Source organism: Microcoleus sp. FACHB-1515 (assembly GCF_014696105.1).
Classification (GTDB): domain Bacteria; phylum Cyanobacteriota; class Cyanobacteriia; order Elainellales; family Elainellaceae; genus JAAUTJ01.
The window spans coordinates 1-24,008 of the sequence record NZ_JACJPO010000018.1 but is presented as its reverse complement, the minus strand read 5'-3'; the positions used below and the strand labels follow the sequence as shown (position 1 = coordinate 24,008).

The following is a 24,008-nucleotide window of genomic DNA, read 5'->3' as shown; positions in this document are numbered from 1 at the left end:
ATATTTCTAATACATCTTTAGATAGATTTTGTTTTTTGCAACACTCATTCCCCGTTGGGATTGTCTAGAGTTTGATTTGAATCTGATTGTTTCAAAGCGCATCCATCAAAGGAAGCTCGAATATGTTTATACGGTGGAAACGATGGCAGTCCGCCCTGCTGGTGATTGCCGCAGTGCTGACGGTCGGTTTAACAAACTGCACGGGCGGCAGTCAAACGCCGACAGCGGAAAGTCCCGCTGCGGGCGGCGGCAGTCCTGCTGCAACCTCAGCACTAGTGTTTGGCTCTGGCGGTGAACCCGTCAACTTGGAGCCAGGAAATATTACGGACGGTAACTCAATTTACGTTCAGCAGCAAATTTACGATCGCCTGCTCGACACCAAACCGGGAACGACCGAAATTGTTCCGGCCTTGGCAAGCGAATACACGGCTTCTGAAGACGGTCGAACCTGGACTTTTAAGCTGCGCGAGGGCGTCAAGTTTCACGATGGAACGGACTTCAACGCCGAAGCCGTCAAGGTGAACGTCGAACGCTGGTGGGATCCGCAAAGTTCGCTGGGCTTCCGCGATGCCGGAAAAACCTACGAAATTTGGACGGATTTGTTTGGCGGCTTTAAGGGAACGCCCGAATCGACCCTGCAAGCGATCAACGTGGTTGACCCAACCACGATCGAATTTCAGCTCAAAGAACCGTTTGCCGCATTTCCCGCTGCGATCGCCTCTGGCTACTTCGGCATCGCCAGCCCCGACGCCATTCAAAAAGCCGGAGCCAGCTACGGTACGGCAGGATCGACCGCAGTGGGAACGGGACCCTATGTGTTCAAAGAATGGCGCACGGGCGATCGCATCGTTCTCGACAAAAATCCGAACTACTGGAACGAAGGAACGCCCCTGCAAGATCAAGTGGTCTTCCGGTTCATCACCGACCCCGCCGCTCGACTCGCAGAACTGCGATCGGGCAGCATTGACTTTACCACTGACCTTGCGCCCGACCAGCTTTCCGAAGTCGAAGGCGACGCGAACCTAAAAGCCGTGAAGCGCCCTTCGTTCAACGTTGGCTATTTTGCTTTGAATCCTAGCTACGAACCGCTGTCAAAGCCGGAAGTGCGGCAGGCGATCGCAATGGCAATCAACCGCCCGGAAATCGTCAAGGCTTTTTGGGGCGACTTAGGCCAAACCGATGCCAGCTTCTTGCCTGCCTCGCTGGACAACTTCAAAGACAGCAGCTTGCAGCCGTATGAATACAATCCCGATCGCGCCAAGCAAATGCTCGCCTCGGCGGGATATCCCGATGGCTTCGATCTCGATTTGTGGTACATGCCCGTCTCGCGTCCGTACTTCCCGACGCCGAAACCGATCGCGGAAGCAATGGCGGCTGACCTGAGCGCGATCGGCATTCGCGCCAACCTGCAAACGAAAGACTGGGCAGCGTATCTGGACGATCGCAACAAGGAACCCGGATTCCAATCGTTCATGCTGGGCTGGACGGGTGACTATGGCGATCCCGACAACTTCTACTACGCTCACTTTGGCCCTGGTGCAACGCAAGACTTGGGCAACTGGAAAGACGAAAAGGTGATTCAACTGCTCGAAGATGGCCGCAAGAACCCGGATGCTGCCCAGCGTCAGCAGATCTACCAGCAGGTAGACAAGCTGCTGCACGAACAAGCAGTGCGAATTCCGATCGTTCACTCGCAGCCGCTCCTTGCTCAGCGCAACAACGTCAACGGCTGGGAACCGAGTCCGCTCGGTTCCGAATCGTTTGAGCGCGTCGAGAAGCAGTAAATCTCAAACTCTCACCGCTAAGCGCGATCGATCCCCGACTGGTCGATCGCGCTTTGATTTTCCTGTGGCAACCTCACCCGTTGGGCAATTTGAGGCAAAAGCACTCGCCATTCGATCGCGCTGAGGTCGCCAAACAGTGTAATCTCCGGCTCGTCGTCGATCTCCAGTTCGCTCACCAGTTCGATCGCCACGCTGGAGATCATCAGGTCAGCTTCTTCGGGATCGACGCCGCTGGTGGAGATCAAGAGCGTCAGTTGAGCGGAATCGGGATGCGTCAAAACCGAGTGCAGCAACTCGCTGAGCATCGCAAACAGTTCATCTTCCGGCTGGTTCCAGTCGGGAAAGGCGATCCAGTTGATCGATCGCAGCCTCAGTGATTCCGTCAAATCGGGTCGATCGATGAGTTGGCGCAGTCGATCGGCCTGCACCAGATTGGGCATCAGTTTGAGGACGGCTGACATTGCCGACTCCGCCAATCGATCGCCCTGACGAACAGCAGACTGCGCCCAATGCCAGCAAATCCGCCAGTAGTTGCAGTCAGGATGGGCAGCATCGCGCTTGGTGAACCAAACTCCGGTGTAGTCGATCGATCGCAGCCCAAATTCAGTGAAGCGATCGCGCTCAAATTCATGAATCGCCTGCCGACAGCCTTCCCAGTGGCCGTAGTCGTCCACCTGAATCACACCATCGGCAACGATTTGATCGTAGAGCGTGTTGAAAATGTCGAGCGTGGATTCGTACCAGTCGCCATCTGCGTGTAGGAGCGCGATCGCGCCGATTCTCGATCGAGTCGCAGGCAGCGTTTCGGCAAACAGTCCGGCGACGGGGATCACCAGATCTTGAACGCCCAGCGTTTCGCAAATCAGGTTGAGATTTTCCGCGATCGGCGCTTTCAGCGTTCCGGCTCCAAATCCCGTCTCGTTGGCAGGAATTCCTTCATGGCGATCGATCTCGGTTGGGTCAGGCATTCCCGCAAACGTATCAAAGGCATAAACGCGACGCGGACGCAAACTGTAGCGCTGCACAACAGCAGCCAAAAGTGCCGCCGCTCCGCCTCGACAAGTGCCACACTCGACGATTTCACCGGGAACATCATCCAGGCAAATTTGCTTTGCCAGCGAGTAGAGGGAAAACAGGCGATCGACACTCAGCAGCGTAAACGAACGCACGGCAGCAAGCAGCGTTTGAAATTCCTCGCCCTGCATTCCGTCTGCGATCGCATTCCCCGACAAAGCGATCGCGTGGTGATGCAGACTGCGCGGCAAATCATTTTGCTGCCAGTACAAGTGGCTGAGGTGCTGATGGGCAAGACGCGATCCGGGATTGATCGTCAAGGCGGATTGGAAGGCAGCGATCGCATCCTCCCGACGGTCTTGCCGATACGCCAATTTCCCCTGCTCTAGCCAGTCGCGCAACTGCTCTCGTTCCGTCAAACTGGGCAGCACAGGCGAAACGGGCGGCAGTCGCAGGGCGGCGATTTGCCTGAGCAATTGCGACAGGGGATCAAGGTCGATCGCGTCTATGCCGCTGATCTCGTAGTGCCGCAGATGGTCAGGCAGCGGCCAGTTCACAGTTGGATCGGGCTGATGATCGATCGGCTCCACGTTTCCGCGCCACGCCACACCCATGATCTGCATCGTTTGATAAACCCTTGTATTCCAGCCTTGTTGCTTCAAATAGTCGAGTCCGGCGGCCACATCGGGCGAAGCGAGATCGTGAAACAGAATCATCGCGTCCGATGCGGCGAACGGCAGGCAGGCGATCGCATCGTTCAACGGCGCAGGCGCATCGTGATCCCCATCGATGAAAATCAAAGACCACTGGCGACCTTCTGCGGCCAAGGTTTCAACCGCTTCGGGACTGTAGCCCGCCACGAGATTGACGCAATCGCGCACACCCGCAGCCTTCAGCGATGCATCGACGCTCTCATAGAAATCCGATCGCCCCAGCATCGGATCGATCACGTCCAACTCCACGCCAGCTAGGGCAAGATGACAAGCCGACCAGCCCAGCCAGCAGCCAATTTCCAGCGCAGGTTTGCCACAAAACTGTAGGGCGCTGTTGTACAAAATTTGGGCTTCGTCGCGGTTCAAAAAGCCCACCTGCTGCTGGCGGCGATCGACATACCAGTTGTGCCCAATCGTGCGGCGCAAATACGGCCATTCCGAAGCATCTGGATTGCCAATGATTTTGTGGGGAAAGGCAGCATCCGGACGGACGATCGCCAATCCTGGTGAGACATAATCGCCATCGGGCAAGAGGGCACGATCGATTACCATCAGCGTTTCGTGCACCATTCGATCGGCCTGAAACAAATCGATCGCCCGCTGCCTGCAAGCTTGACCGATCGCCTGTCGCAGCGAGCGATCGTCTGCCCAAGCTGCGATCGTTTGGGCAAGCTGGTCGATCGTGCCTTGGGGATCAAGGTTGGGATCAGGCAGCAGTTTTCCCGTGTCGCCAAGTTCTTCGGGGATGCCGCTGACTGCGGTGGCGATCGTCGGAATGCCTTTTGCCATTGCTTCCATCACGGCCAGCGGCATTCCTTCCGCCTCAGAGGGAAGCACGAAAATATCGGCAATATTCAGCCAGTTGGCAATGTCCCAGCGTTTTCCTAACAGTCGAATGCGATTGCCGTTGCGCTGTGCCGCCTCTTGCAGTTCCGCCTCCAAAATTCCCTCACCTGCCCAAACAAAATACAGGTCAGAGCGCTGTAGCTGATCGATCGCCCCAAGCTGATACTGATAGCCTTTGATCGGTTCCAGTCGCGCAGATGTGAAGCAGACGATCGCCTCTTTCGGGATGTCCAATTCTTCGCGCAGCCGTTGATTTTCTGCTTCGTCTCTCGGAGAAAAATAGGTGGGTGGCCGTCCGTGATAAATTACTTGTCCTTGATTGGGCGACAGGCGAAAATGCTGGCGCAGCAGTCGTAAATTTTCTTGCGAAACGGCGACGATCGCTTTGGCCTTGATATACTGTTCCGCCAGCAAAGGCAGGCAAAATTCAAAGTCTTGAGCAAGATCAGGCGTGACAAATCCTACGATCGCAACAAAAGGAATTCCAAGGGCGATCGCCGCTCGCTTCGCTGCGAAATTTGAGAAAGGACAGCCATCGCTGAACACAATCAAATCTGGTTGAAGCTGCTGGAAGTGGGCGATCGCTTCATCTGCATTCTGCAACGTCCGCTCAAATTCTTGCATCGTGTCAAACGGCAGCCAGTGATGCTCAACGCCCGCTGCTTGCTGCTGGTGAATCAGCGGATTGTCGGCTTGGCTTTGGACGCATAGGACGCGATATTGTTCTGGCGCGACGCCGCCAGAAAAGCCGATCGGTACCGAGTTGCCGTGCTGTGCCAGTCCCAGCAAAATTTCGTGGTTGTATTGGGCAACGCCGCCGACTCCGGGTTCGTCGGTGTAGAGCAAGATGCGCTTTGTCAGGAAGCCTGTGGTCATGGGCGGAATCTGACTTGGGGAATAAGACAGGAAAGTAATTTCTTGATAGCCTACGAAACATTCTTAGGCGATCGATGGTTACGCTTCAGGCTACCCCTTTTTGGATGGGCGATCGCCGATTTTCGCCAATTCACCGCCTCACCCTTCACCTTCAATGCTGCGATACACGGCTCGACGGCTTTTGAGTTTAATTCCTGTGCTGCTGGGGATCACGCTGCTGGTTTTTGCGTTTTTGCATTTCATTCCGGGCGATCCGGCTTTGGTGATGGTGGGCGAACGCGCCACGCCCGAACAAGTGGAAGCGTTGCGCGAACGGCTGGGGCTAAATGAACCGTTGCCGATTCAATATTTCAAGTTTTTGGGTGGCTTGCTGCGGTTTGATTTGGGCAACAGCATCATCAGCGGCATTCCGGTGTCGCAGGAAATTCGGACGCGCTGGCCTGCGAGTTTTGAGCTGGCGGTGGCGTCGATGCTGTTTGCGGTGATCATTGGTGTTCCAGCGGGAATCGTTGCGGCTGTCAAGAAGGACAAGTGGGTGGATAATGCGGCGATGAGCGTTTCGCTGATTGGCGTGTCGATGCCTGTGTATTGGCTGGGGCTGCTGCTGATCTATCTGTTTGCGGTGTATTTGGGCTGGTTGCCGCCTTCGGGTCGAATTGGCGTAGATGTGGGGAATGCGTTTCGACCCATTACCGGATTTTTTATTCTTGATTCGATTTTGCGATTTGATTTTCGGGCATTGGGAAATGTGCTGTCCCATCTGGTGCTTCCGGCAATCGCGCTTGGCACAATTCCCTTGGCGATCATTGCCCGCATCACGCGCAGCGCCATGCTGGAAGTGCTGTCGCAAGATTACATTCGCACGGCTCGTGCCAAAGGATTGATCGAGCGCTGGGTAATTATGAAACATGCGCTCAAGAATGCGCTCCTGCCTGTGATTACGATTATTGGATTGCAGTTTGGCACGTTGTTGAGCGGGGCGATTTTGACGGAAACGATTTTTTCTTGGCCGGGGATTGGATCGTGGATCTATCAGGGCATTTTGAATCGGGATTATCCGGTTGTGCAGGGTGGTGTTGTGTTTGTTTCGGTGACGTTTGTGCTGGTGAATTTGCTGGTGGATTTGTCTTATGCGTTTTTTGATCCGCGTATTCAGTACAAGTAGGCGATCGATGCAGACAAGCTTTTCACCTGGGCGATCGCTCTTGATCTCCGAGCCAGTGGAGGCTAGGGGCGTTGCCCCTCCTCCACACCTCCAACCCCAGCAGGGAGAGTGCCTTTCCCTGCACCCTACGCAAGGGCGTATCTGTGGGTGTCAACGTAGCGCTTCGCATTGGCTTTCCCGCCGCGTCCCTCGTCCGAGCCGTTTCCCCTTCTGCCTCCTGTACTGCTGTGACTCAACCTATCTCTCCCAATCCGCTTCAAGCTGAACCGCTGACTACTGCTGATGTGGCGGAGGGGCGGCGTGATTCGCTCAAAAAGGTGTTTCGACATTTTTTGCGATCGACTTCTGGCCGCATCGGTTTGGTTTTGACGATCGCCCTGATTCTGCTGGCGCTGTTGGCTCCGGTTTTGCGACCGTTTGATCCAGCGACGGCGCGAGACTATACGGCGCGGCTGGATGGTCCTAGCTTGGAGCATTGGTTTGGGGCGGATGGCTTGGGGCGTGATGTGTTTACGCTGGTGTGGTATGGGTTGCGAATTTCGCTGGTGATCAGTTTGCTTTCGGTCGGGCTGGGATTGATCGTGGGCACGTTTTTTGGCTTGATTGCTGGATATTTTCGCGGCTGGGTGGATACCGTCATTGGCTGGGCAACCGATATTTTGCTGGCGTTTCCTTCAATTTTGCTGGCGATCGCGGTTGTCACCATTGCCGGAGCCAGTTTGCAGAGCGTCATGATTGCGGTCGGTGTTGTTCAAATTCCGATTTTCATTCGCTTGACGCGCAGTATGGTTCTTTCGCTGCGCGAACAAGATTTTGTCCAGACGGTACGAGCGTTTGGTGCAACTTCCAATCGCATCATCTTCAAGCACATTCTGCCTGCCAGTCTTGCTCCGCTCGTCGTTCAGGCGACGCTTTCGCTGGGAACGGCAACGCTAGAAGCGGCGGGACTTGGCTTTTTGGGGTTAGGCGCCAAGCCACCGACGCCGGAGTTGGGCACGATGCTGTCGGACTCGTTTCGCAATGGCTATTCGCTGTCGGCTCCCTGGACGATTATTTTTCCCGGTTTGATGATTACGCTGATTGTGCTGGCGTTTAACCTGCTGGGCGACGGCTTGCGTGATGGCCTTGATCCGCGCAATCGCTAGGGCGACGGATCGATCGCCATTTCCACAATCGATCGACTGATATTTTGCCACTCGTCAATTGATAGCTTGTACTCTTCATACAGGTTGCGTATCAGCAGCGCAACCTCAGCGCAGGCCATCTGATAGCTGATCTGAATTCGAGCCGTTTCGATCGCTTCACTCACCGAGGCATAGAACGTTTCGTCGGCCAAGCGTTTGCAGCAAGGAGAAGAGCAACGGCTTTGAAATCCCTGTTCGTGCGAGAACACTTCAATTAGCCAACCTCGATGAAAATCTGCTTCTGCTGGTTGCATCTCAAACTCTACCTTTCAAACGCCCGCCTTTTGCCGTCGCTCCACCCTAGTGAAGGAGGACAATGACCTGCTTGCGCCATTTAGCGGATGTCCCAAAATCTCCAACTTTTGATAGAGCGATCGACCGCAAGTCTGAATTAATTAATACACCGTTTGTTTACATTTTTAGCTCAATGCTGCCAAAGCACAGCTTATTGTGTATCTGAAAATACCAAACGTCGATCGCCGCCATCATCCTCAAATTCCTGCGTTCCGCGCCCCACCACTTCCACCACGACTCGCCGCGCCGCAGGTTGCCAGCCACCTTGTCTCGCAGCAACTTCCACGATCGCGTCTTCACCTTCCATCTGCACGCGAATTTGCGTCGTCGCGAACTGTCCGGATTGATACTCAAACGATCGCCCGTCATCCTCGTATAGCGTGAACTCGCCCACTCCCGGCCAAACCTTGAGCGTCAGAACATCGATTGCCCGCTCGTCTACAAACTGCATCACAGGCTGCATCGGAATAATCGTTCCGGCTCGGACATAGAGCGGCATTCGATCGATCGGCGCATCAGCGAGAATGTGCGTTTTGCCTTCAAAGCGATCGCCCGTCCACCAATCAAACCACGTCCCCTCCGGTAGATAAACGGCGCGATGTTCGCGTTCCGGCTTCAGCATCGGAGCCGCCATCAGTCCGCCACCCAGCATCACCTGATCGTCAATTTGATAGGTTGCGTGGTCGTGCGGAAATTCGTACAGCAGCGGTCTGAGAATGGGTGCGCCCCTCATTGCCGCCTGCCAAAACAAACTGTAGTAGTAGGGCAGCAGGCGATAGCGCAGTTCGATGTATTCACGGCAGATTTGCTCAACGCGATCGCCAAACACCCAGGGTTCATGCCGTTCTGATCCGGTAATCGAGTGCGCCCGCATCAACGGATACAACAGGCCAACCTGCATCCAGCGGGCAAACAGTTCGGCTGTGGCGTTCCCCGCAAAGCCGCCAATATCACAGCCGACAAACCCGACGCCCGACAAGCCCATGTTGCACAGCATCGGCAAAGAGCCTTCCAAATAATCCCACAGCGAATGATTGTCGCCCATCCACACCGACGAATAGCGCTGCACTCCGGCAAAACCCGATCGCGTCAGCACAAACGATCGCTCGGTTGGCCGCAATCTCAGCAAGCCTTCATAAGCAGCTCTTGCCATACCCAAACCATACAGGTTGTGCGCTTCGGCGTGCGTGGTGCGTTCGTCTAAGGGACCTTGCGGCGCGTCGAGCGGAAAGTGAATTTTGACACCCGGATCTCCGAAGGGGCGATCGTTCAAGGCAGGCTCGTTCATGTCGTTCCAGATGCCCGCCACCCCCATTTCGGTGAGCGCTTTTTGGCAGTCCCCCCACCAGTGCCGCACGTCAGCCCGCAAAAAGTCTGGGAAGACCGATCGATCCGGCCACACATAGCCGTGAAACAGTTTGCCTTGAGCGGTGCGGACGAAATAGTTTTGCGCCAGTCCTTCATCGACCACGCTGTAATCCGCTTCCGGCTCGTATTTGACGCCCGGATCCACGATCGTCACCACCTTAAAGCCATCCTGCGCCACCTCCTGAATCAGTTTGGCCGGATCGGGAAAGCGCTTCGGACTCCAGGTGAACACGCGAAAGCCGCGCATGTAGTCGATATCCAGGTGAATCACATCACAGGGAATTTGGCGGGTGCGAAACTCTCTTGCCAGTTCGCGCACTTCATCCTCGGATTCATAGCTCCAGCGACACTGGTGATAGCCGATCGCCCACTTCGGCGGCAGGGGCATTCGTCCGGTCAGGTGCGTGTAGGTTTCTAGAATTTCGGCGGGCGTATCGCCATAGATGATGTAGTAGTCCAGTTCGGGCGCGGCGGTTTCCATTCGCCAAGTTCCAGCGCGATCGGCTCCCATGTCAAAGACGCTGCGAAACGTGGTGTGAAAGAAAATGCCGTAGGCCAGTTCGGGTCGCAGCGCAATGAAAAACGGAATTGCCTGATACATTGCATCCGTCAGCGAAGTGAAGTCCAGCGAGTCAGTTGTCCAGTTGGTCAGGCGGCGCGATCGCTTGTCCAGCAGTCCTGTTCGTTCGCCAAAGCCATAAAAATGCTCGTGCGCTTCGATCTGCTTCCAGCCCGCAACCGCACCCATTCGCCAGCCCATGCCAATCTCGCTATCTTGCGCGAACGGGCGTCCGGCTTTGTCATAGCAGCACAGCCGAATCGGATTGCGCTGAATCACAACGCGAATTTTTTCGGTTTCGATCGCATATTCCGTCTCACTTTCTTGAAGCGAGAACTCGATCGCCTCAAACTGATCGTCAGCCAACGCCACACCCCACGATCGATGCGGCATCAGATTTCCATGCGGGGAAAACCGGACACGCACCAAACTTGCCGTCAAAACGGTCAGTTGCAAGAGCGAACCGCTGCTGTAGAAGCGCAGTTCGTTCCCCAGTCGATCGAAGTCGTCGATCGCACCGACTTCAAACCAGGGAAGCTCAGCGGTCGGCAACTGTCCGGTAAATTCAGGCATGGCTCAAGAAAAGATGCAGCGATCGCCAAGCTAGCGAATGTCCAATGGTGCAACATCTCTCCTGCGAACGAGTCGGAACAGCGATCGATCAAACCCAATTGCTCATCTCAATTCGGTCAGATTGCTCGATCGCTCGATCGAGGCAGCACGATTCACATACGCTCCATCCACCAACATCGGAACGCAATCGCTCACGTCCAATTGCGTTGCTAGCTCCACATCCGACGCAAAACCCCGCGCAATCAGTTCTTGCCCAGAGCCACACTGTTTCAGCAGATTTCCGAGATTGGATTGAACGCCTTGATAGGCGATCGCGGCGACTTGCGCTTCCGGCGACAAACACCCGTTGAGAAAGGTGACGATCGCCCCTGCTGCAATCCAATCCTCGAAGGCAGGTCGGAGGCTATCGTCAGGCCATCGCTCTCCGGCTGGCACAACGGCAATGTTTCGCCCATACTGCATCGCCGCGATCGCCACCGCCCGACAATTTCGCAAACAGCCAGCCAAGATCAAAGTCGCATTGGTTGCCAAGCTAAGCGATGCACCGTTAGGAGAAGGCAGCACGAGGCGCGTTCCTGCCGAAATGGAAAGCAATGAACTGGGAGAAAGAGAAAATTGATCGCCGCGATCGCCTGCGAGTTCTGCTTGAACTGATTGAGCAAACAACGTTGCCGATTCATCTTTCCACTGATAGGGGTAGACGATCGCACCTCGGCTGTTGGCAATCTCCACACAGGTCGAAAACGAAAGAACATCCACCACAATCACGACATCGCTATTGGGCGCTAGCTGCAAAACACCCTGCTTGCCCCACTCCAATCGCACTTCAAAATCAGCTTGGTCAAAATTCATCACTCACTACTCGATCGCCTGGACGGAAGCGCGAAATCCCTGATTGCTCAATTGCTGAGCTGCTTCATCGGCATTGGCGCGATCGCTATATGCCCCGGTTTGCATCACAGTGCGTCCGTTCATCGACACGCGAAATGCACCGGGAACGATCGACCGCAAAGCCGCCTGATCGCGATCGGAACTGGCCTCGACCACGACCCGATAGCGCAAACCCATTGCTAAAGCGCGGTCGCCACTGGCCGCAGCCGGAGCAGTGGCAGGTCGATCGAGCGGATTGCGCGAAACGTTGACAGTGGGCAAATCGCCAAGATGACCCATCGGAATTGTGGCGCTGGGAACCGGAAGCAGATTTGCATTGGGTGCAGGGCGGGCGGCTTGCTGAACCGGAGCGGATGGTGCGGCAGGTGTGGCAGGTCGAGCAGCAGGTGAACGAGCCGGAGCAGCAGGAGCAGCTTGACGTTCAACGGTGATTTCGCGCAGGGGAGCGGGTGTGGTGGGGGCAGGAGACGATCGCGCAATCGGGGCGATCGGGCTGGGTGCACTCACACTTGCTGCCGGAACGATCGGAACCGAAACGGGAACCGCAGGAGTAGCGACAGGAGCGGGTTGCGTCTGCACTTGCCAGCCAACGGCGTTCGGTGTGGTCGGGCGCACCGCTGAATATTGTGGGGCAGCGGCAGCGGGCGGCGAAACTGGAATGGGCTGAGCGGCTTGCACTTGCGGCAGTTCAGCAAAAGCGCTGCCGCTGGTTGCAGCAGGACGAGCAGGCGGCGCAGCCGGAATCGCACTCGGACGAGCGGGCGGCGCGATCGCCGCAGGCTGGGTTGCAGCGGCAGGAACGCGAGTGTTGTTGATGAAGTTGGTGGCCTGATTGCCCACGCCCGTCACGGGCAAGAAAGCAGCAGAGGTGTTCACGTCCGATCGCCCGTTGCTGCGGAAAATGTTGTTGCCCGGATCGGCAGCGGTGCCCAAGTCCGGCTGCGATTGGGCGATCGCCACCAGTCCGTCTTGCTGGTTGTTTTCGATCGTGTTGCCGCGCAAAATTGGGCGGGCGCGTTCTTGAATCACCACGCCGCTGCGATTTTGCCGCACCTGATTATTGAGCAAGCGAGGCTGAGCAGATTCAGCAATGTTGATGCCATATCCGGTATTTTCAAAAATGTTTTCGCGCACATCGGGCTGAGCCGTTCCAAAAATGCTGATGCCGCTCGCGCCGTTTCGAGTGAAATAGTTACCTTGCACGATCGCAGCGGCATTTCCAACGATCGAAATGCCGTCGTGCGTGCTGCCTGTAAACGTATTGTTTTGCACGGTTGGACTGGTCGATTCAACCCATAATCCGTAGCCGCGAGGATTAGAATTGGTGACGGTGACGCCGACTAATCCGGCTTGATTTGCGCCCAGAATGGCAACATTTTGATTCGCCGAAGTACGGCTGCCATAAACGCCACCGCCGCGAATAATCACGCCTTGTCCACGAGTGCCGGGATCGCCTTGAATCGTCACGCCCGATCGCATCACGATCGGAAAGGTTTCACCTGTTTCGCTGCTGTAGGTTCCAGCAGCCAGCAAAATTGTCGTATTGGGCTGAGCCACGCGCAACGCTTGCGAAATCGTGCGAAACGGAGCGCTTTGACTGCCCACTCCGCTGCTGTCATTGCCCAAGGTTGGATGCACAAAAATCAACGTCATTGCTTGTGCAATTGCATTGGGTGGAACGGTTGAAGCCTGCTGTGGAACCGACGCGCCCGTAGGAGACGAAGCCATTGCCGCACCGCTTGCCATCAGCAGCGCGATCGCTCCACCACCAATTGAATAGAACCAACGCGATCGCGCCTTCTCACTTTGCTGAATCGAATGCATTGCTTTTCCCCTCACCATTGCTGACGGTTTAACTTTCATTTACTGCGGACGTCGCGATCGATCCGGTAATTTAGTTTATGAAGACGAGCGATCGTTGCCCTGCCAAATTCAATCGATCGACCGGAGTGAATCAACTCAAACGCTATTGATATTGAGATTAGATTTTGCCCGATTTTGGTAACTTTGCAACCCCCTAACCTAAATTTCTTTGAAAATACTTTGGTGAGCGAATGAAAAAAGCGATCGAGCCGTTCAGCGAGGCTGTTACGATGGGGAATTAATGGACGGGTAAGCAAAGCATGGGCGACAATCACCGCCAAACTAAAATGACGGATGCTGCGGTTTATCGCATCCTCGATGCCAATCTCGATCGCGCCCGCGAAGGTTTACGCATCATCGAAGAATGGTGTCGATTTGGCCTCAACAGCACTAGCTTGACTGAGGAGTGTAAGCAGCTTCGGCAGGCGATCGCCCAATATCACACCGACGACATCCGCGCCGCCCGCGACACAACGGGCGATGTCGGCACTGACCTTTCCCATCCCCAAGAAGAACATCGCGCCAGCGTTGCCCAACTGCTGCGCGTCAACCTTGCCCGCGTCCAAGAAGCGCTGCGCGTCCTGGAAGAATACGGCAAAATTATCGACCCCGAAATGGGCGCAGCCTGTAAGCAACTGCGCTACCGCACTTACACGCTCGACAGCAATTTGTTCGGCCAGCAGCGCCAGCAAAAGCTGTGGCGATCGCGCCTCTACCTCGTCACTAGTCCTCACGACAATCTGTTTGGCGTGGTCGAAGGTGCATTGCAGGGCGGACTAGACATTGTGCAGTATCGCGACAAGGATGCCAACGACAGCGATCGCCTTGCCCGTGCCGAAAAGCTCAAGCAGCTTTGCCAGCGGTATAACGCTTTATTTATCGTCAACGATCGCGTCGATGTCGCCCTAGCTGTCGATGCCGATGGTGTGCATTTAGGACAGCAAGACGTTTCGGTCGCGTTTGCCCGCCAGCTTCTCGGAACCGATAAGATCATTGGGCGATCGACCACCAATCCTGACGAACTCCAGCGAGCGATCGAAGAAGGCGCAGACTACATTGGCGTTGGTCCCGTCTATGAAACGCCGACCAAACCGGGAAAAGCCGCAGCGGGATTTGAATATTTGCGCTACGCTGCCGATCATGCCAAACTGCCCTGGTTTGCGATCGGCGGTATCAACGTCGATAATTTAGCGGATGTTTTGGCGGCACAGGTCGATCGCGTTGCCATTGTTCGCGCCATCATGGAAGCCGAAAACCCAACGCTCGTCACGCAGTATTTTGTTTCGCAACTGGCGCGAATTCAAACTTTGCGAACGGTGAATCATGTCTAGCTCGATCGCCCTCACAATCAACGGTGAATCTCGCACTTGCCCACCCGAAACCACACTGCCGGATTTTTTGCAGCAGATGGGCTTAAATCCGCGCTTGGTCGCAGTAGAATACAACGGCGAAATTTTGCACCGTCAGTTTTGGTCAGAAACAAAAATGCAAACGGGCGATCGATTGGAGATTGTTACGATCGTCGGGGGTGGATAACAATTCAATTACAGATCAGGCAACAACGGTAGACGACGAATACGAATACGGTTTAGCTCAACTGTAATTGCTGAACCTTGCTCCAGATCCTCCTCGCACTGAGCGATCACCGCTAATAGTAAATCCGTTAATGCTTGGGCACGTAACCTTTCAATCCGAATGCGAATGATTGAGGGAGAAGTTGCTTCCTCCAGTGCCAGTAATGTGTGGAAATCTGCATCAAGCGTCGCAACAACACGCTCCTCACTTCTGGCACTTCGAATAATTTCGGCATCTTCAGCTTCAGACAGTCCAATTTCGCCAACATGAATCGTATCGATACCTGCATCCCGTAATAATGCTGTTGCAGAGCGTGGTAATCCCTGATTAAGCAACAGTTTCATAGCAATCGGGTAGTTCAATGATGCGATCGTCCAAATAGGAAGCAGCAAAAATCAAAGCTTGCCGAATATCTTCGTCTTCTAATTCTGGAAACTCCTGACGCAATTCTTCTCGGTTTGGATAAGTGGCCAATAATTCAATCACCCGACGAACAGTAAGGCGAAAATTACGAATGCAAGGCTGTCCATTCAGGCGATTTGGATTGCTAGTGATGCGATCGAGTTTCATAACACGAATCTTGACTCCTGACTCAATTCCTCGTTGTTTCCATACGAGCCGAATTTCGCGCTTTCATCCCTCAGCAGCATAAAGCTTTCTCTAAACCATGATTCAAATTATCGCTAGTTCTAGGTATAAACGAAAGTGCAGACGATCGCCTCGAAATCACCACAGTCGGCGGCGGCTGAAGCACTAATCTTGCCGCCAGATTTTCAGCGATCGATCGCTGCTGCCGCTTACCAGTGTGCGTCCGTGATGGGCAAACGCGATCGCATTCACGGCTTTGCTGTGGCCGACCAAAGTTTGCAGCAGTTCGCCCGTTGCCACGTTCCAAATTCGCACGGTCGCGTCGCTGCTGGCGCTGGCGAGAAACTGCTGGTTGGGGCTAAAGGCGATCGCTTTCACCGAATCGAGATGGCCGCTGAACGTGCGAACCTTGCGGCTGTGCAGATCCCACACTTTCATCGTATTATCGTTGCTGCCGGATGCCAGCAGGCGACTATCCGGGCTGAAGGTGACGCTGTTGACATCGCGCTTGTGGCCTTGCAGCAGGCCGAGCGGCGTACCCGTGTAGAAATCCCACAGTTTGATTGTGTTGTCGCTGCTGCCCGATGCGAGATATTTTCCATTCGGGCTGATGGCAATGCTGTTGATCGTGCGGTTGACGTTGAACGATCGCAACAGCTTTCCAGTTTGCAAATAGCGAATCTTGATGATGCGAGCATCGCTGCCGGATGCGATCGCCACTCCGTCTGGACTGACGGCCACATTCAGTGAGAGCAGCGAATCGGCTTCGTCGTGCAAGCAGTAAATTGGCGCTTCCGTATGCAAACACCAAACGCGAATCGTATCATCGACGCTGCCGCTCACCAGCATGACGCCATCGGGACTGAACGCCAGCGAGGAAACAGGCTGCGTGTGTCCGGTCAGCGTACTCCGCAACGCGCCGATGCCCAGATGCCAAACCTTAATCGTCTTGTCAAAGCTGCCGCTGACCAGCCAGCGATCGCCCGGACTAATTGCCACACTGGAAATTGAGTTGCTGTGCGCCGCGATCGTCTGCACACACTGCCAGCCAGAATGGATCGCAGTGGCAACCACAGGCGCAACATCCAAGTCTTGCAGGGCGGCCATTGCCGAGGCGTAGCGCTGAGCGATCGCAGGTTCGATCAATCGATCGAGAACGGTGGCGAGGCTGCGATCGATCGAGTCCGGTAAATAATCGCGCCACACCCAGCGGCCTTCCGCAAACGAAAATAGCTCGAACGGTGGCATATCCGTCAGCAGATGAACGCAGGTGACGCCCAAGCCATAGAGATCGCTGGCAAACGTCGCCTTGCCGCCCGTTTGCTCTGGCGCAGCATATCCGGCAGAGCCGATCGCCGTTCCTGTTTGTGCCAAGTTCGTGGCGGTTGTCAGCTTGGACGCGCCAAAATCCACCAGCACCAAGCGCCCATCCGACGATCGCCGCACGATGTTGTCCGGCTTGATGTCGCGGTGAATGATTTGGCGATCGTGCAGATATTGCAAAACAGGCAGCAGATCGACGAGCAGTTGCCGGATGCGATCGGGCTTAAATGCGCCATTCCGCGCCAGTTCTTGCGCCAGTGTTTCGCCTTCAATGTAGGTCTGGATCAGATATTGGCATTTATCTTGCGTCACATGAGCCAGCAAGCGGGGAATCTGGTCGTGCTGAAGCTGATCGAGCCGCTGCGCTTCTTGCTCAAACAGTTCGGCGGCTTTTTTGTTCGCTTCAGTGTTTTGGCTTTGCGGAAATAGCTGCTTGATCACGCAGGTCGGACGCGACGGAATTTGCTCATCGATCGCCAAAAACGTCCGCCCAAAGCCGCCCTGCCCGATCAACTTCAGGGCGCGGTAGCGATCGCCCAGCCGCAGCTTTGCTCCACACGACACACAAAACTTGGCATCGTCCGCATTCTGCGGCATTAGACACCGAACATTCAAGCAGAGAGTCATTTCGATGGCGGATACTGAAGAGAGCCAATATCTGAGTCTATGGTACGCTTTCCACACCCGCTCCAAACACCCCACAGCGGCTACCACTGGGACGGCAGTAACCGCCGCTTCTTTGAAGGCTGGTACTATCGCATCACGCTTCCCGAACTGAAGCAAACCTTCGCCTTCATGTATTCGATCGAAGACCCGATCGGCCAGTCACCCGTCAGCGGCGGCGCAGCCCAAATTCTCGGTCCCGATGACGAATATTTCTGCCGTACCTTTCCCAATGTTCACCAGTTCTGGGGCTGGCCGGATCGCTTGGGCTTCGGCCACTGGCGCAAAAGCGATTTACCCCAGCCGCAATTTCTAGAGGCGAAACAGTTCGATCGCCACGTCTTCGAGGGCTATCAGGCAACGGCAATTTGGCATCAGGGCGTTCTGCACAGTGCAGGCGAAACCGTGCGCTGGCAGCATTCGATCGAGCCTGTCTACGGCTGGGGCGATGTCGATAAATCGCAGCAATCGACAGCCGGATGGGTGTCGCAGTTTCAAATCTTTGAACCCGGATGGCAAATTTTGATGGCGCACGGATGGGCAACGGGCTGGATCGAGTGGAAAGGCAAGCGGTATGAGTTCGATCGCGCCCCGTTCTACAGCGAAAAAAATTGGGGCGGAGCCTTTCCGCAAAAGTGGTTCTGGCTCAACTGCAACGCCTTCCAAGACCAGCCCAATCTCGCACTCACCGCAGGCGGTGGCAGGCGCGGCGTTTTGTGGTGGATGGAATCGGTGGCGATGGTCGGCATTCACTATCAAGGCAAATTCTACGAATTCGTGCCCTGGAACGCGCAGGTTCACTGGGAAATTCACCCTTGGGGCTACTGGCGGATGTGGGCAGAGAATGCCGCTTACCAGGTAGAACTGTTTGGCACAACGGATCGACTCGGCACAATTCTCCGCGCTCCCACCCAAGACGGCTTACAGTTCGTTTGTCGTGACACGATGAACGGTCAAGTGATTTTGAAGTTGCGCGATCGATCCTCCCAAAAACTCATCCTCGAAGCTCAAAGCGATTTATGCGGACTGGAAGTCGGCGGCATTCCCTGGGAAGAAGCATGGCGGAATGGTTAGCAAAAGGGCGATCTTTTATTTGCACATCAAAAAGCACTTGCTATCATGACGGTAGCAATGGGATTGTAGCTCAGCAGGATAGAGCAACCGCCTCCTAAGCGGTAGGCCGCGCGTTCAAATCGCGCCAGTCCCGTCTGAATAACCCTAGAAGCCGTAACGCTGAAAGCATTTTTTGCTTACATGTAGTTAAGAAGGTTAGGCTCGCTTTGATGCGGCAGGAGAAGCACAGCTAGTTTAGAATTCAACAAAATCAGCACGAACCCATCCGATCGCCCCTGAAGCTTGAAACTGTACTTTGTGCCAGGTGTAGCCGTCGCTGCCAGTGGTCGTTTCTTGTAATACGACGCGATCGCCCTCCAGCCCATATCGTTCAGTCGGAGTGCTTGTACTCGGTTGGTCACGAAGATTGATACGGGCGTTGGGGGTAGCTGCGACCAAGCGACCAATCTGCCCTGAAACCGGACTTGCTGATGTTGTGGTGAATTGTTCTTCAACTGCGGCGGTAGCACCAGACGGGCGTTCCCCTCGCTCCCACGCCAAAATGCCTTCAATTAAGCCATTTGAGATGTTGTAGGAAAGCTTTTCATCCATTCCCTGTTTGATGTGAAGCTGATCGGCAAAAGTTTGTTTAACCGCTTCTAATGGAATGCCTCCGTTGATAGCATCCAAAACAGCTTCAGTTAAAGTTTCACGATAGACGTACAGTTCATCTGCGCTCATGTTCTGGATTCGATCGATAGCAAACAATCCATCTGTGTGAGTTAAAACTATCTGCTTGAATTGTTCTGCCTCCGTTAAGGGTACGGGCGTAACTGATTCTTCTAATGTCGGTGTGGGAGATGGTACTGGCGTGGCAGAAGGCGATGGAGTTGGAGTTTGGAAGGCCGTTGTTGGTGTTTCGAGCGGAACAGGCGATTCCTCTGCAACTGGCGTAGCATCAAAATCGCTGGGTTCAATAATGTTGACGAGAACAATGCTCACTAAAAAGATAATGACTTTTATCAGGAGGTGAACGCGAAAACCTCGCTGCTGTGCGAATTGATTAACAGGTGGCAAACACAGTAACGCCCAAATTAGAAAAACGAGGCCACTAAATGGAGTGCCGTTGATAACACAACCGATCGCGCCCATTAAAAAAGACGCACCAAAAAACCAGCCCAGGAACGATCGAACACGCTTCATGAATCAGTTGCAAATAAAGTGCTACAGATTCAATCTGCCAAGCATCTAATAAACTTCCGTGCTATTTCTGCAAAGATTTGATGAAAACTCTGCCTGAGCGATCGGGTTTCTACTACCGCTTGAATTGCAGCGTCAAATACATTCAAACGCTCCTCTTTTCGCTACTCATCAATCTGCCAGGGGTCTTTCGCCAAGTTCTCATCGAGAATTTTCTTCGGGCGCAAGACAATCAAAATGCGGCCTAAGATCGGCTCGATCGGTTCATTTTCAAACCATTGAATTTCAAGCTGACTGTCTCGATCGACCAGAAAGTAGCTATCCGCCTGCCACTCACGCTGAGCGCGATCGACAATCACCAGCACTTCTTCCTGCTTGCCAGAAGACTCTGCCGGAAGGCGATCGGGATCAGCCAGAATCGCGACCGGATCTTCTGCGGCCAAAACCACCTGCCAGCCCGGAATTCCAATCCAAGCACCGCTGCCCTCAAACCGGACAAAGCCAAATGCACCCGACTCCTCCACCAGCGGCACGGCCTCTAAATCCGCAGGTGAGAGCGGCAGCTTGCCCACGACAGGCAGCACGCGCGGCATTTCGTCTTCAGAATCCAAGCGGTAGAACGGCAAGAGCGGGGCAGGACGCGATCGCGTCACGGTAAAATCCGTCAGCAGCTTTTCAACTTGCGATCGCGCTTCGGGCGAACTGGCAAAGCGCAGACCGTTCGCAATCAACCGCGATCGAGCCTGCAAATCCGATTGCTGCCGCGCTAACTTCCAGTAGTGATAGGCAACGGCATCGCCCGGATCAGCGGTGAAATTTTCGGGCGGCTTGCTCATCCACGAAAAATCTTTCAGCGCTCTGGCAACTTCTTTCGCCCCTTCCGAATCAACGCCTTTTTGCACAACCAGCGTGGCAGCCGCAGCGCGATCGGTCTCGGTGAGAATGCGAAATTCATACAGCGTGTCGCTTCCAGTCCGCTCAAAGCGCGATCGCACTTCATCCGCCACGCCCACATTCAAAATTGAACTGTAAACCTGTCCGGCTACCACAATTTGATTTTGCTGAATTGGCTCAAAGCCCGTTTCTTCAAAAATCTGCTGCGGCGAATAGCCTGCTTTTTGCAACTGTGCACAGGCACTCGCCCATTCTGCCCAGGTTCCTTCTTTGCGCCGGAGCGATCGCAGCAGTTCGGTTTGGGTCGAATTTTCTTCGGGCGTGGCGCTCATAACAGTTCCGGCAACGGCACAACATACGCAACTCTAGCGCGATTCCTCGATCGCCGGAGAAAACTTGCAATGTTGCTTGACAAAATGCTGCTGCATCAGCCACTATGGAATACGGACTACGGGGATATAGCTCAGTTGGTAGAGCACTTCAATGGCATTGAAGGGGTCAGCGGTTCGAATCCGCTTATCTCCATTTTTTACTTGAGCCTGAAATAGCACGTTTTTGTGGAACAACAAGCATTAAGTGGCCGCAAATGACACTTAATGCTTGTAACCGTCTGTTGACACTTAATGCTTGTCGCAGCGAATTTTGTACCAGTCCATGATTTCGGCTGTACTATAAGCTTAGCTTATTGCTCGTGGTACACCGCTTGCTAGGAAAACGGGAAGGCTAAGCTTAAAGCCCCCTAGTTGCGGAACTGTCTGGCAGAAGCCGCTCATGCTACGATCGCGCCATTGCTTGTAGAACCAAGCAGTGACAAAATTACTTGCTGCCTAAGTCTTGATCCCGAGTGCTAAGCGCTAGCTTTGCTTCTGCGATCGCAGCCCGCACTTGTTTGTATCGTAAGTAGCCTGGTCTACTCATCATCTGAGCTACACGTCCTTCAGACGGATATAAGCCAGCATTGTAGAGTTCTAAAACAGTTTGCTTGACTTCTTCGAGACTCTGTTCGATCGCCTGTTGATGACAAACTTTTTGAAACCTATCGTATTTTCTAGAAATAGCTCGACATATTTCTGGAAAGAGTCTGAAAATCGTTTCTCGATGGATGTCTAATTGTCTCGCGACTTCTTCCATTGATTGTGGTGGACAGTCATGCTTAAGGAAAATAACTTCTAACTCTCTTTCAAGCCAATCTGTGTTGATTACTCTAGCCTCAGCTTTTGGCCTAGATTGTAAAACTGCTGGTACTTTTTCCGCAGTCACATAAATGTTTTGTTCTGGTGCCTGAGTTATGAAATCTACTAGCGAACGGTTAAGGCGATAGCAAATCTGCACTAGGGTTTCTAGTTGCGGAAGATTTTTACCATTACACCAGAGCCATACAGTATTTCTGGGTAGCTGGAGCTGGCGAGCAAACGCAGCTATGTTCCCATTAGAGACAGTATCGATATGCACCGTAAAGGCCTGAGCAATGTCTTTCTTAGTTAAAGGAACAGCTAGACAAGAAGTATAAGCCAGCAAATCTTCGACAGATTCAGAAATCCAAACCAAAGTTTCTAAGTCATCTTGGGATAAATTTTCAAGCTCTTCGAACGAACTATTGAACACTAACCCAAGCCACTCCTGACATTTTGAACAGTAACCTGGACGAGCATGCCAAGCTAAACAAAGATTCTTTTGACGGCAGCAAGGGCACGTCTCCCTCAGAAGACAGCGGTGCAATGGACATACCTTAACGACTTCTAGGAACCAAAGAAGGCGCTCATAGACTACCTGTCCAGTAGAATACCACTCCTGATAACAAGCAGGACACCATGCACGATGACGCCGCAATAAATTTCTCTGCGGTAACAGGTTAGACCACCTGCTTAATGTCAGCAAATCAAGGTTCTTTTGTCCACTGAGTTTTTCTAGAGCTTGGACTAGATTGAAAGCCATTACTCCAGTGCTATTTAATGCTGAAGTATGATTGTAGATTTTATGAAGATTGGCGCCTCCATGAACTTTATCAACAATAGGCGCGATCTCTGTCTGCATCAGTACACCAACAGGCAGACAATGAGAGTTTGCTAAACGAGCAATATAACTAGTCAGGCTTTCTACCAAAAAACTTTCTTGCCCAATCGGAGCTATGTTATTAAGTTGAGTTCGTGGAGGAAGATAAGAAGATAAATCAACGACACGAATGTTAGCTTGATGTGTATTCATGGGTTTCATTAGATAATACTAAAGCCATGCTAAGATGGTAAAATTTCGTTTCTTATACTTTGGAATTCTCAGACCGATTATTGTAAGAAAAGATTCGCTCTATGTAGAGAAAGAACTATTTCTCCAACTCATTCTTTAAGGACAAAAATAGAGAATAAACTTCTTCATCCCGCATGTATGCTGGCTTAGATAAGAGTTTGCTGACCGCATAGCTAGAAATGTACGCTCCTTGAGAATGTAATTGAAGTACTGCCTGACGAACTTCTTTGCAAGCCTGCTCTATGCTCTTTTTTCTAGATTCAGATTGGAAATTTCTCCAACGTTCAGTTATGCGGTAACATAATTCTGCATGATAGTCATATAGAATGTCGATCGAATATCCTAATTCTTCTGCAATCTCTCGAACAGTTCTCGGTATATCTTCTTCAAGACAGGAAAGTAATCTATCTTGAAGCTCGGTGGGAGTTAGCAGCTCAACAAATTCTTTGCTAGTTGATCGAATTAAAGAACCTGCGTCTAATTTCACACCAGAAGCCCGAAGTTCCTGCCGTCGGTTCACTATTTGCTTGCACAAGGCAGGAGCATGATAGCGTAGAGTCTTCACGTGGATGCCTAATGTCTCAGAAATTTTGCTCAAGGAAGGAGGAGGAGAACTCCCAACAAGTAATGCTTGTAGAAAAGCTTCTACTTCACTTCGATCTGTATTTTTCTTGCGATAATGTGAATTATCAGCTATTGTTTCGACTTTTCCTTTTGTTTTTTGTCTTTGAAAAAAAGGAGAGTTATAATCTACATAATTAACAATATTAGGAGTAGAGCTTACAAGATTTAATGGTGAAATGTTTAGCTGATAGCAGAGTTCCAACAAACTTCTAAGACTTGGACTTCTCTTTCCAGAACAAGCTCTTTCAATGACTCCGTCCGTCATCTGAAGTTCTCGAGCGAACTTTCTAATATTTCCAGATGTAATGATGTTAGCAAGTTGAGATAAATTTTCTGCCAGTGTACCCGCATCTGGACTTATCCTTGATGTTGGCATATGAGCTAGCCATTCTCCAACATGCTTAGCAACCCAAGTATTGTACTTAAATTCATCATTTGAAAGTTCTGTAACATGCGTACTTTGAACAGGCAGACTGCCGAGATATTCTCCACAAGTGGAACAATAGTTCAAGGACAGTCGACGAGATACTACTGGAAGAGGTTTTTCGCATTTAGGGCATGTACAATGCAAACTCTTTTCATGAGAAATACATGTCTTGACTGAGGTGGAACCCTAAAACTGGACAGGTGAATAAGCTACACGCTTCCAACCCATGCTAGGAGTGGTTTATGAGCCAAAACAAACGCAAGCAGCATAGCGCCCAGTTCAAATCC

18 protein-coding genes and 2 tRNA genes are annotated in these 24,008 nt (G+C 53.0%); 8 read left to right on the top strand and 12 right to left on the bottom strand.

Going from position 1 to position 24,008, the window contains the following annotated elements; genetic code table 11:
• The first annotated feature begins 122 nt into the window (after positions 1-122).
• A complete protein-coding gene (locus H6F67_RS04630; RefSeq protein ID WP_190763804.1) occupies positions 123-1,784 on the top strand; it encodes an ABC transporter substrate-binding protein in 1,662 nt (553 codons plus the stop codon).
• A gap of 17 nt (positions 1,785-1,801) precedes the next feature.
• Here H6F67_RS04630 and H6F67_RS27275 read toward each other — a convergent pair whose 3' ends face one another.
• Positions 1,802-5,233 (bottom strand): TylF/MycF/NovP-related O-methyltransferase, encoded by a 3,432-nt coding sequence (locus H6F67_RS27275; protein ID WP_199304239.1) that lies wholly within the window; start codon positions 5,231-5,233, stop codon positions 1,802-1,804.
• A 154-nt stretch (positions 5,234-5,387) separates the two neighbouring features.
• Between H6F67_RS27275 and H6F67_RS04615 the strand changes: the two genes are divergently transcribed.
• The gene (locus H6F67_RS04615) at positions 5,388-6,398 is read left to right on the top strand and encodes an ABC transporter permease (RefSeq protein ID WP_190763802.1); all 1,011 of its coding nucleotides are present in this window, start codon (positions 5,388-5,390) and stop codon (positions 6,396-6,398) included.
• A 143-nt stretch (positions 6,399-6,541) separates the two neighbouring features.
• The gene (locus H6F67_RS04610) at positions 6,542-7,543 is read left to right on the top strand and encodes an ABC transporter permease (protein ID WP_313926759.1); all 1,002 of its coding nucleotides are present in this window, start codon (positions 6,542-6,544) and stop codon (positions 7,541-7,543) included.
• Here H6F67_RS04610 and H6F67_RS04605 read toward each other — a convergent pair.
• The 4 genes from H6F67_RS04605 to H6F67_RS04590 all read right to left on the bottom strand — a co-directional run bounded on the left by H6F67_RS04605 (position 7,540) and on the right by H6F67_RS04590 (position 13,091).
• Positions 7,540-7,836: a hypothetical protein gene (locus H6F67_RS04605; RefSeq protein ID WP_190763800.1), complete on the bottom strand. Its 297-nt coding sequence runs from the start codon at positions 7,834-7,836 to the stop codon at positions 7,540-7,542. The genes H6F67_RS04610 and H6F67_RS04605 overlap by 4 nt on opposite strands.
• Positions 7,837-8,027: 191 nt before the next feature.
• The gene (locus tag H6F67_RS04600; protein ID WP_190763798.1) at positions 8,028-10,376 is read right to left on the bottom strand and encodes a glycoside hydrolase family 31 protein; all 2,349 of its coding nucleotides are present in this window, start codon (positions 10,374-10,376) and stop codon (positions 8,028-8,030) included.
• Positions 10,377-10,478: 102 nt separating this feature from the next.
• Complete coding sequence (locus H6F67_RS04595; protein ID WP_190763796.1) at positions 10,479-11,228, bottom strand: 2-phosphosulfolactate phosphatase; 750 nt, start codon at positions 11,226-11,228, stop codon at positions 10,479-10,481.
• Between the two features lie 6 nt (positions 11,229-11,234).
• A complete protein-coding gene (locus H6F67_RS04590) occupies positions 11,235-13,091 on the bottom strand; it encodes a DUF1565 domain-containing protein (RefSeq protein WP_190763794.1) in 1,857 nt (618 codons plus the stop codon).
• A 299-nt stretch (positions 13,092-13,390) separates the two neighbouring features.
• Here H6F67_RS04590 and H6F67_RS04585 point away from each other — a divergent pair, with 299 nt between their 5' ends.
• Both H6F67_RS04585 and thiS read left to right on the top strand, forming a co-directional pair.
• Positions 13,391-14,461 (top strand): thiamine phosphate synthase, encoded by a 1,071-nt coding sequence (locus H6F67_RS04585; protein ID WP_190763792.1) that lies wholly within the window; start codon positions 13,391-13,393, stop codon positions 14,459-14,461.
• Positions 14,454-14,666, top strand: coding sequence for a sulfur carrier protein ThiS (thiS, locus tag H6F67_RS04580; RefSeq protein ID WP_190763790.1), 213 nt, complete (start codon positions 14,454-14,456; stop codon positions 14,664-14,666). The genes H6F67_RS04585 and thiS overlap by 8 nt, the downstream gene beginning before the upstream one ends.
• A gap of 8 nt (positions 14,667-14,674) precedes the next feature.
• On the opposite strand, the gene H6F67_RS04575 is transcribed toward thiS, so the two are convergent.
• The 3 genes from H6F67_RS04575 to H6F67_RS04565 all read right to left on the bottom strand — a co-directional run bounded on the left by H6F67_RS04575 (position 14,675) and on the right by H6F67_RS04565 (position 17,243).
• On the bottom strand, positions 14,675-15,049 hold the full coding sequence (locus H6F67_RS04575) for a DUF5615 family PIN-like protein (RefSeq protein WP_190763788.1): 375 nt from the start codon (positions 15,047-15,049) through the stop codon (positions 14,675-14,677).
• Positions 15,033-15,275: a DUF433 domain-containing protein gene (locus H6F67_RS04570; RefSeq protein WP_190763786.1), complete on the bottom strand. Its 243-nt coding sequence runs from the start codon at positions 15,273-15,275 to the stop codon at positions 15,033-15,035. Before H6F67_RS04570 ends, H6F67_RS04575 begins: the two co-directional genes overlap by 17 nt.
• A 183-nt stretch (positions 15,276-15,458) precedes the next feature.
• On the bottom strand, positions 15,459-17,243 hold the full coding sequence (locus tag H6F67_RS04565) for a serine/threonine-protein kinase (RefSeq protein ID WP_190763784.1): 1,785 nt from the start codon (positions 17,241-17,243) through the stop codon (positions 15,459-15,461).
• 39 nt (positions 17,244-17,282) lie between these two features.
• Between H6F67_RS04565 and H6F67_RS04560 the strand changes: the two genes are divergently transcribed.
• Complete coding sequence (locus H6F67_RS04560) at positions 17,283-18,353, top strand: tocopherol cyclase family protein (protein WP_190763782.1); 1,071 nt, start codon at positions 17,283-17,285, stop codon at positions 18,351-18,353.
• Between the two features lie 59 nt (positions 18,354-18,412).
• A tRNA-Arg gene (locus tag H6F67_RS04555) sits at positions 18,413-18,486 on the top strand.
• A 101-nt stretch (positions 18,487-18,587) separates the two neighbouring features.
• Here H6F67_RS04555 and H6F67_RS27270 read toward each other — a convergent pair.
• Together H6F67_RS27270 and H6F67_RS04545 are read right to left on the bottom strand one after the other, a co-directional pair.
• Entirely contained in the window at positions 18,588-19,535 is a 948-nt protein-coding gene (locus tag H6F67_RS27270; protein WP_199304238.1) for a hypothetical protein, read from the bottom strand.
• Positions 19,536-19,696: 161 nt separating this feature from the next.
• Complete coding sequence (locus tag H6F67_RS04545) at positions 19,697-20,758, bottom strand: RuBisCO accumulation factor 1 (RefSeq protein ID WP_190763780.1); 1,062 nt, start codon at positions 20,756-20,758, stop codon at positions 19,697-19,699.
• 120 nt (positions 20,759-20,878) lie between these two features.
• On the opposite strand from H6F67_RS04545, the gene H6F67_RS04540 reads away from it, so the two are divergent.
• A tRNA-Ala gene (locus H6F67_RS04540) sits at positions 20,879-20,951 on the top strand.
• A gap of 291 nt (positions 20,952-21,242) precedes the next feature.
• Here H6F67_RS04540 and H6F67_RS04535 read toward each other — a convergent pair.
• Both H6F67_RS04535 and H6F67_RS04530 read right to left on the bottom strand, forming a co-directional pair.
• On the bottom strand, positions 21,243-22,631 hold the full coding sequence (locus tag H6F67_RS04535; RefSeq protein ID WP_190763778.1) for a TniQ family protein: 1,389 nt from the start codon (positions 22,629-22,631) through the stop codon (positions 21,243-21,245).
• Between the two features lie 115 nt (positions 22,632-22,746).
• Positions 22,747-23,805, bottom strand: coding sequence for a hypothetical protein (locus H6F67_RS04530; protein WP_190763776.1), 1,059 nt, complete (start codon positions 23,803-23,805; stop codon positions 22,747-22,749).
• Positions 23,806-24,008: the final 203 nt, after the last annotated feature.

Coding starts and splice junctions, on each gene's coding strand:
- H6F67_RS04570 (WP_190763786.1), bottom strand. CDS start 15,275: ATGAAACTCGATCGCATCACTAGCAATCCAAATCGCCTGAATGGACAG.
- H6F67_RS27275 (WP_199304239.1), bottom strand. CDS start 5,233: ATGACCACAGGCTTCCTGACAAAGCGCATCTTGCTCTACACCGACGAA.
- H6F67_RS04585 (WP_190763792.1), top strand. CDS start 13,391: ATGGGCGACAATCACCGCCAAACTAAAATGACGGATGCTGCGGTTTAT.
- H6F67_RS04590 (WP_190763794.1), bottom strand. CDS start 13,091: ATGCATTCGATTCAGCAAAGTGAGAAGGCGCGATCGCGTTGGTTCTAT.
- H6F67_RS04600 (WP_190763798.1), bottom strand. CDS start 10,376: ATGCCTGAATTTACCGGACAGTTGCCGACCGCTGAGCTTCCCTGGTTT.
- H6F67_RS04535 (WP_190763778.1), bottom strand. CDS start 22,631: ATGAATACACATCAAGCTAACATTCGTGTCGTTGATTTATCTTCTTAT.
- thiS (WP_190763790.1), top strand. CDS start 14,454: ATGTCTAGCTCGATCGCCCTCACAATCAACGGTGAATCTCGCACTTGC.
- H6F67_RS04605 (WP_190763800.1), bottom strand. CDS start 7,836: ATGCAACCAGCAGAAGCAGATTTTCATCGAGGTTGGCTAATTGAAGTG.
- H6F67_RS04575 (WP_190763788.1), bottom strand. CDS start 15,049: ATGAAACTGTTGCTTAATCAGGGATTACCACGCTCTGCAACAGCATTA.
- H6F67_RS04565 (WP_190763784.1), bottom strand. CDS start 17,243: ATGACTCTCTGCTTGAATGTTCGGTGTCTAATGCCGCAGAATGCGGAC.
- H6F67_RS04595 (WP_190763796.1), bottom strand. CDS start 11,228: ATGAATTTTGACCAAGCTGATTTTGAAGTGCGATTGGAGTGGGGCAAG.
- H6F67_RS04560 (WP_190763782.1), top strand. CDS start 17,283: ATGGTACGCTTTCCACACCCGCTCCAAACACCCCACAGCGGCTACCAC.
- H6F67_RS04545 (WP_190763780.1), bottom strand. CDS start 20,758: ATGAGCGCCACGCCCGAAGAAAATTCGACCCAAACCGAACTGCTGCGA.
- H6F67_RS04630 (WP_190763804.1), top strand. CDS start 123: ATGTTTATACGGTGGAAACGATGGCAGTCCGCCCTGCTGGTGATTGCC.
- H6F67_RS04615 (WP_190763802.1), top strand. CDS start 5,388: ATGCTGCGATACACGGCTCGACGGCTTTTGAGTTTAATTCCTGTGCTG.
- H6F67_RS27270 (WP_199304238.1), bottom strand. CDS start 19,535: ATGAAGCGTGTTCGATCGTTCCTGGGCTGGTTTTTTGGTGCGTCTTTT.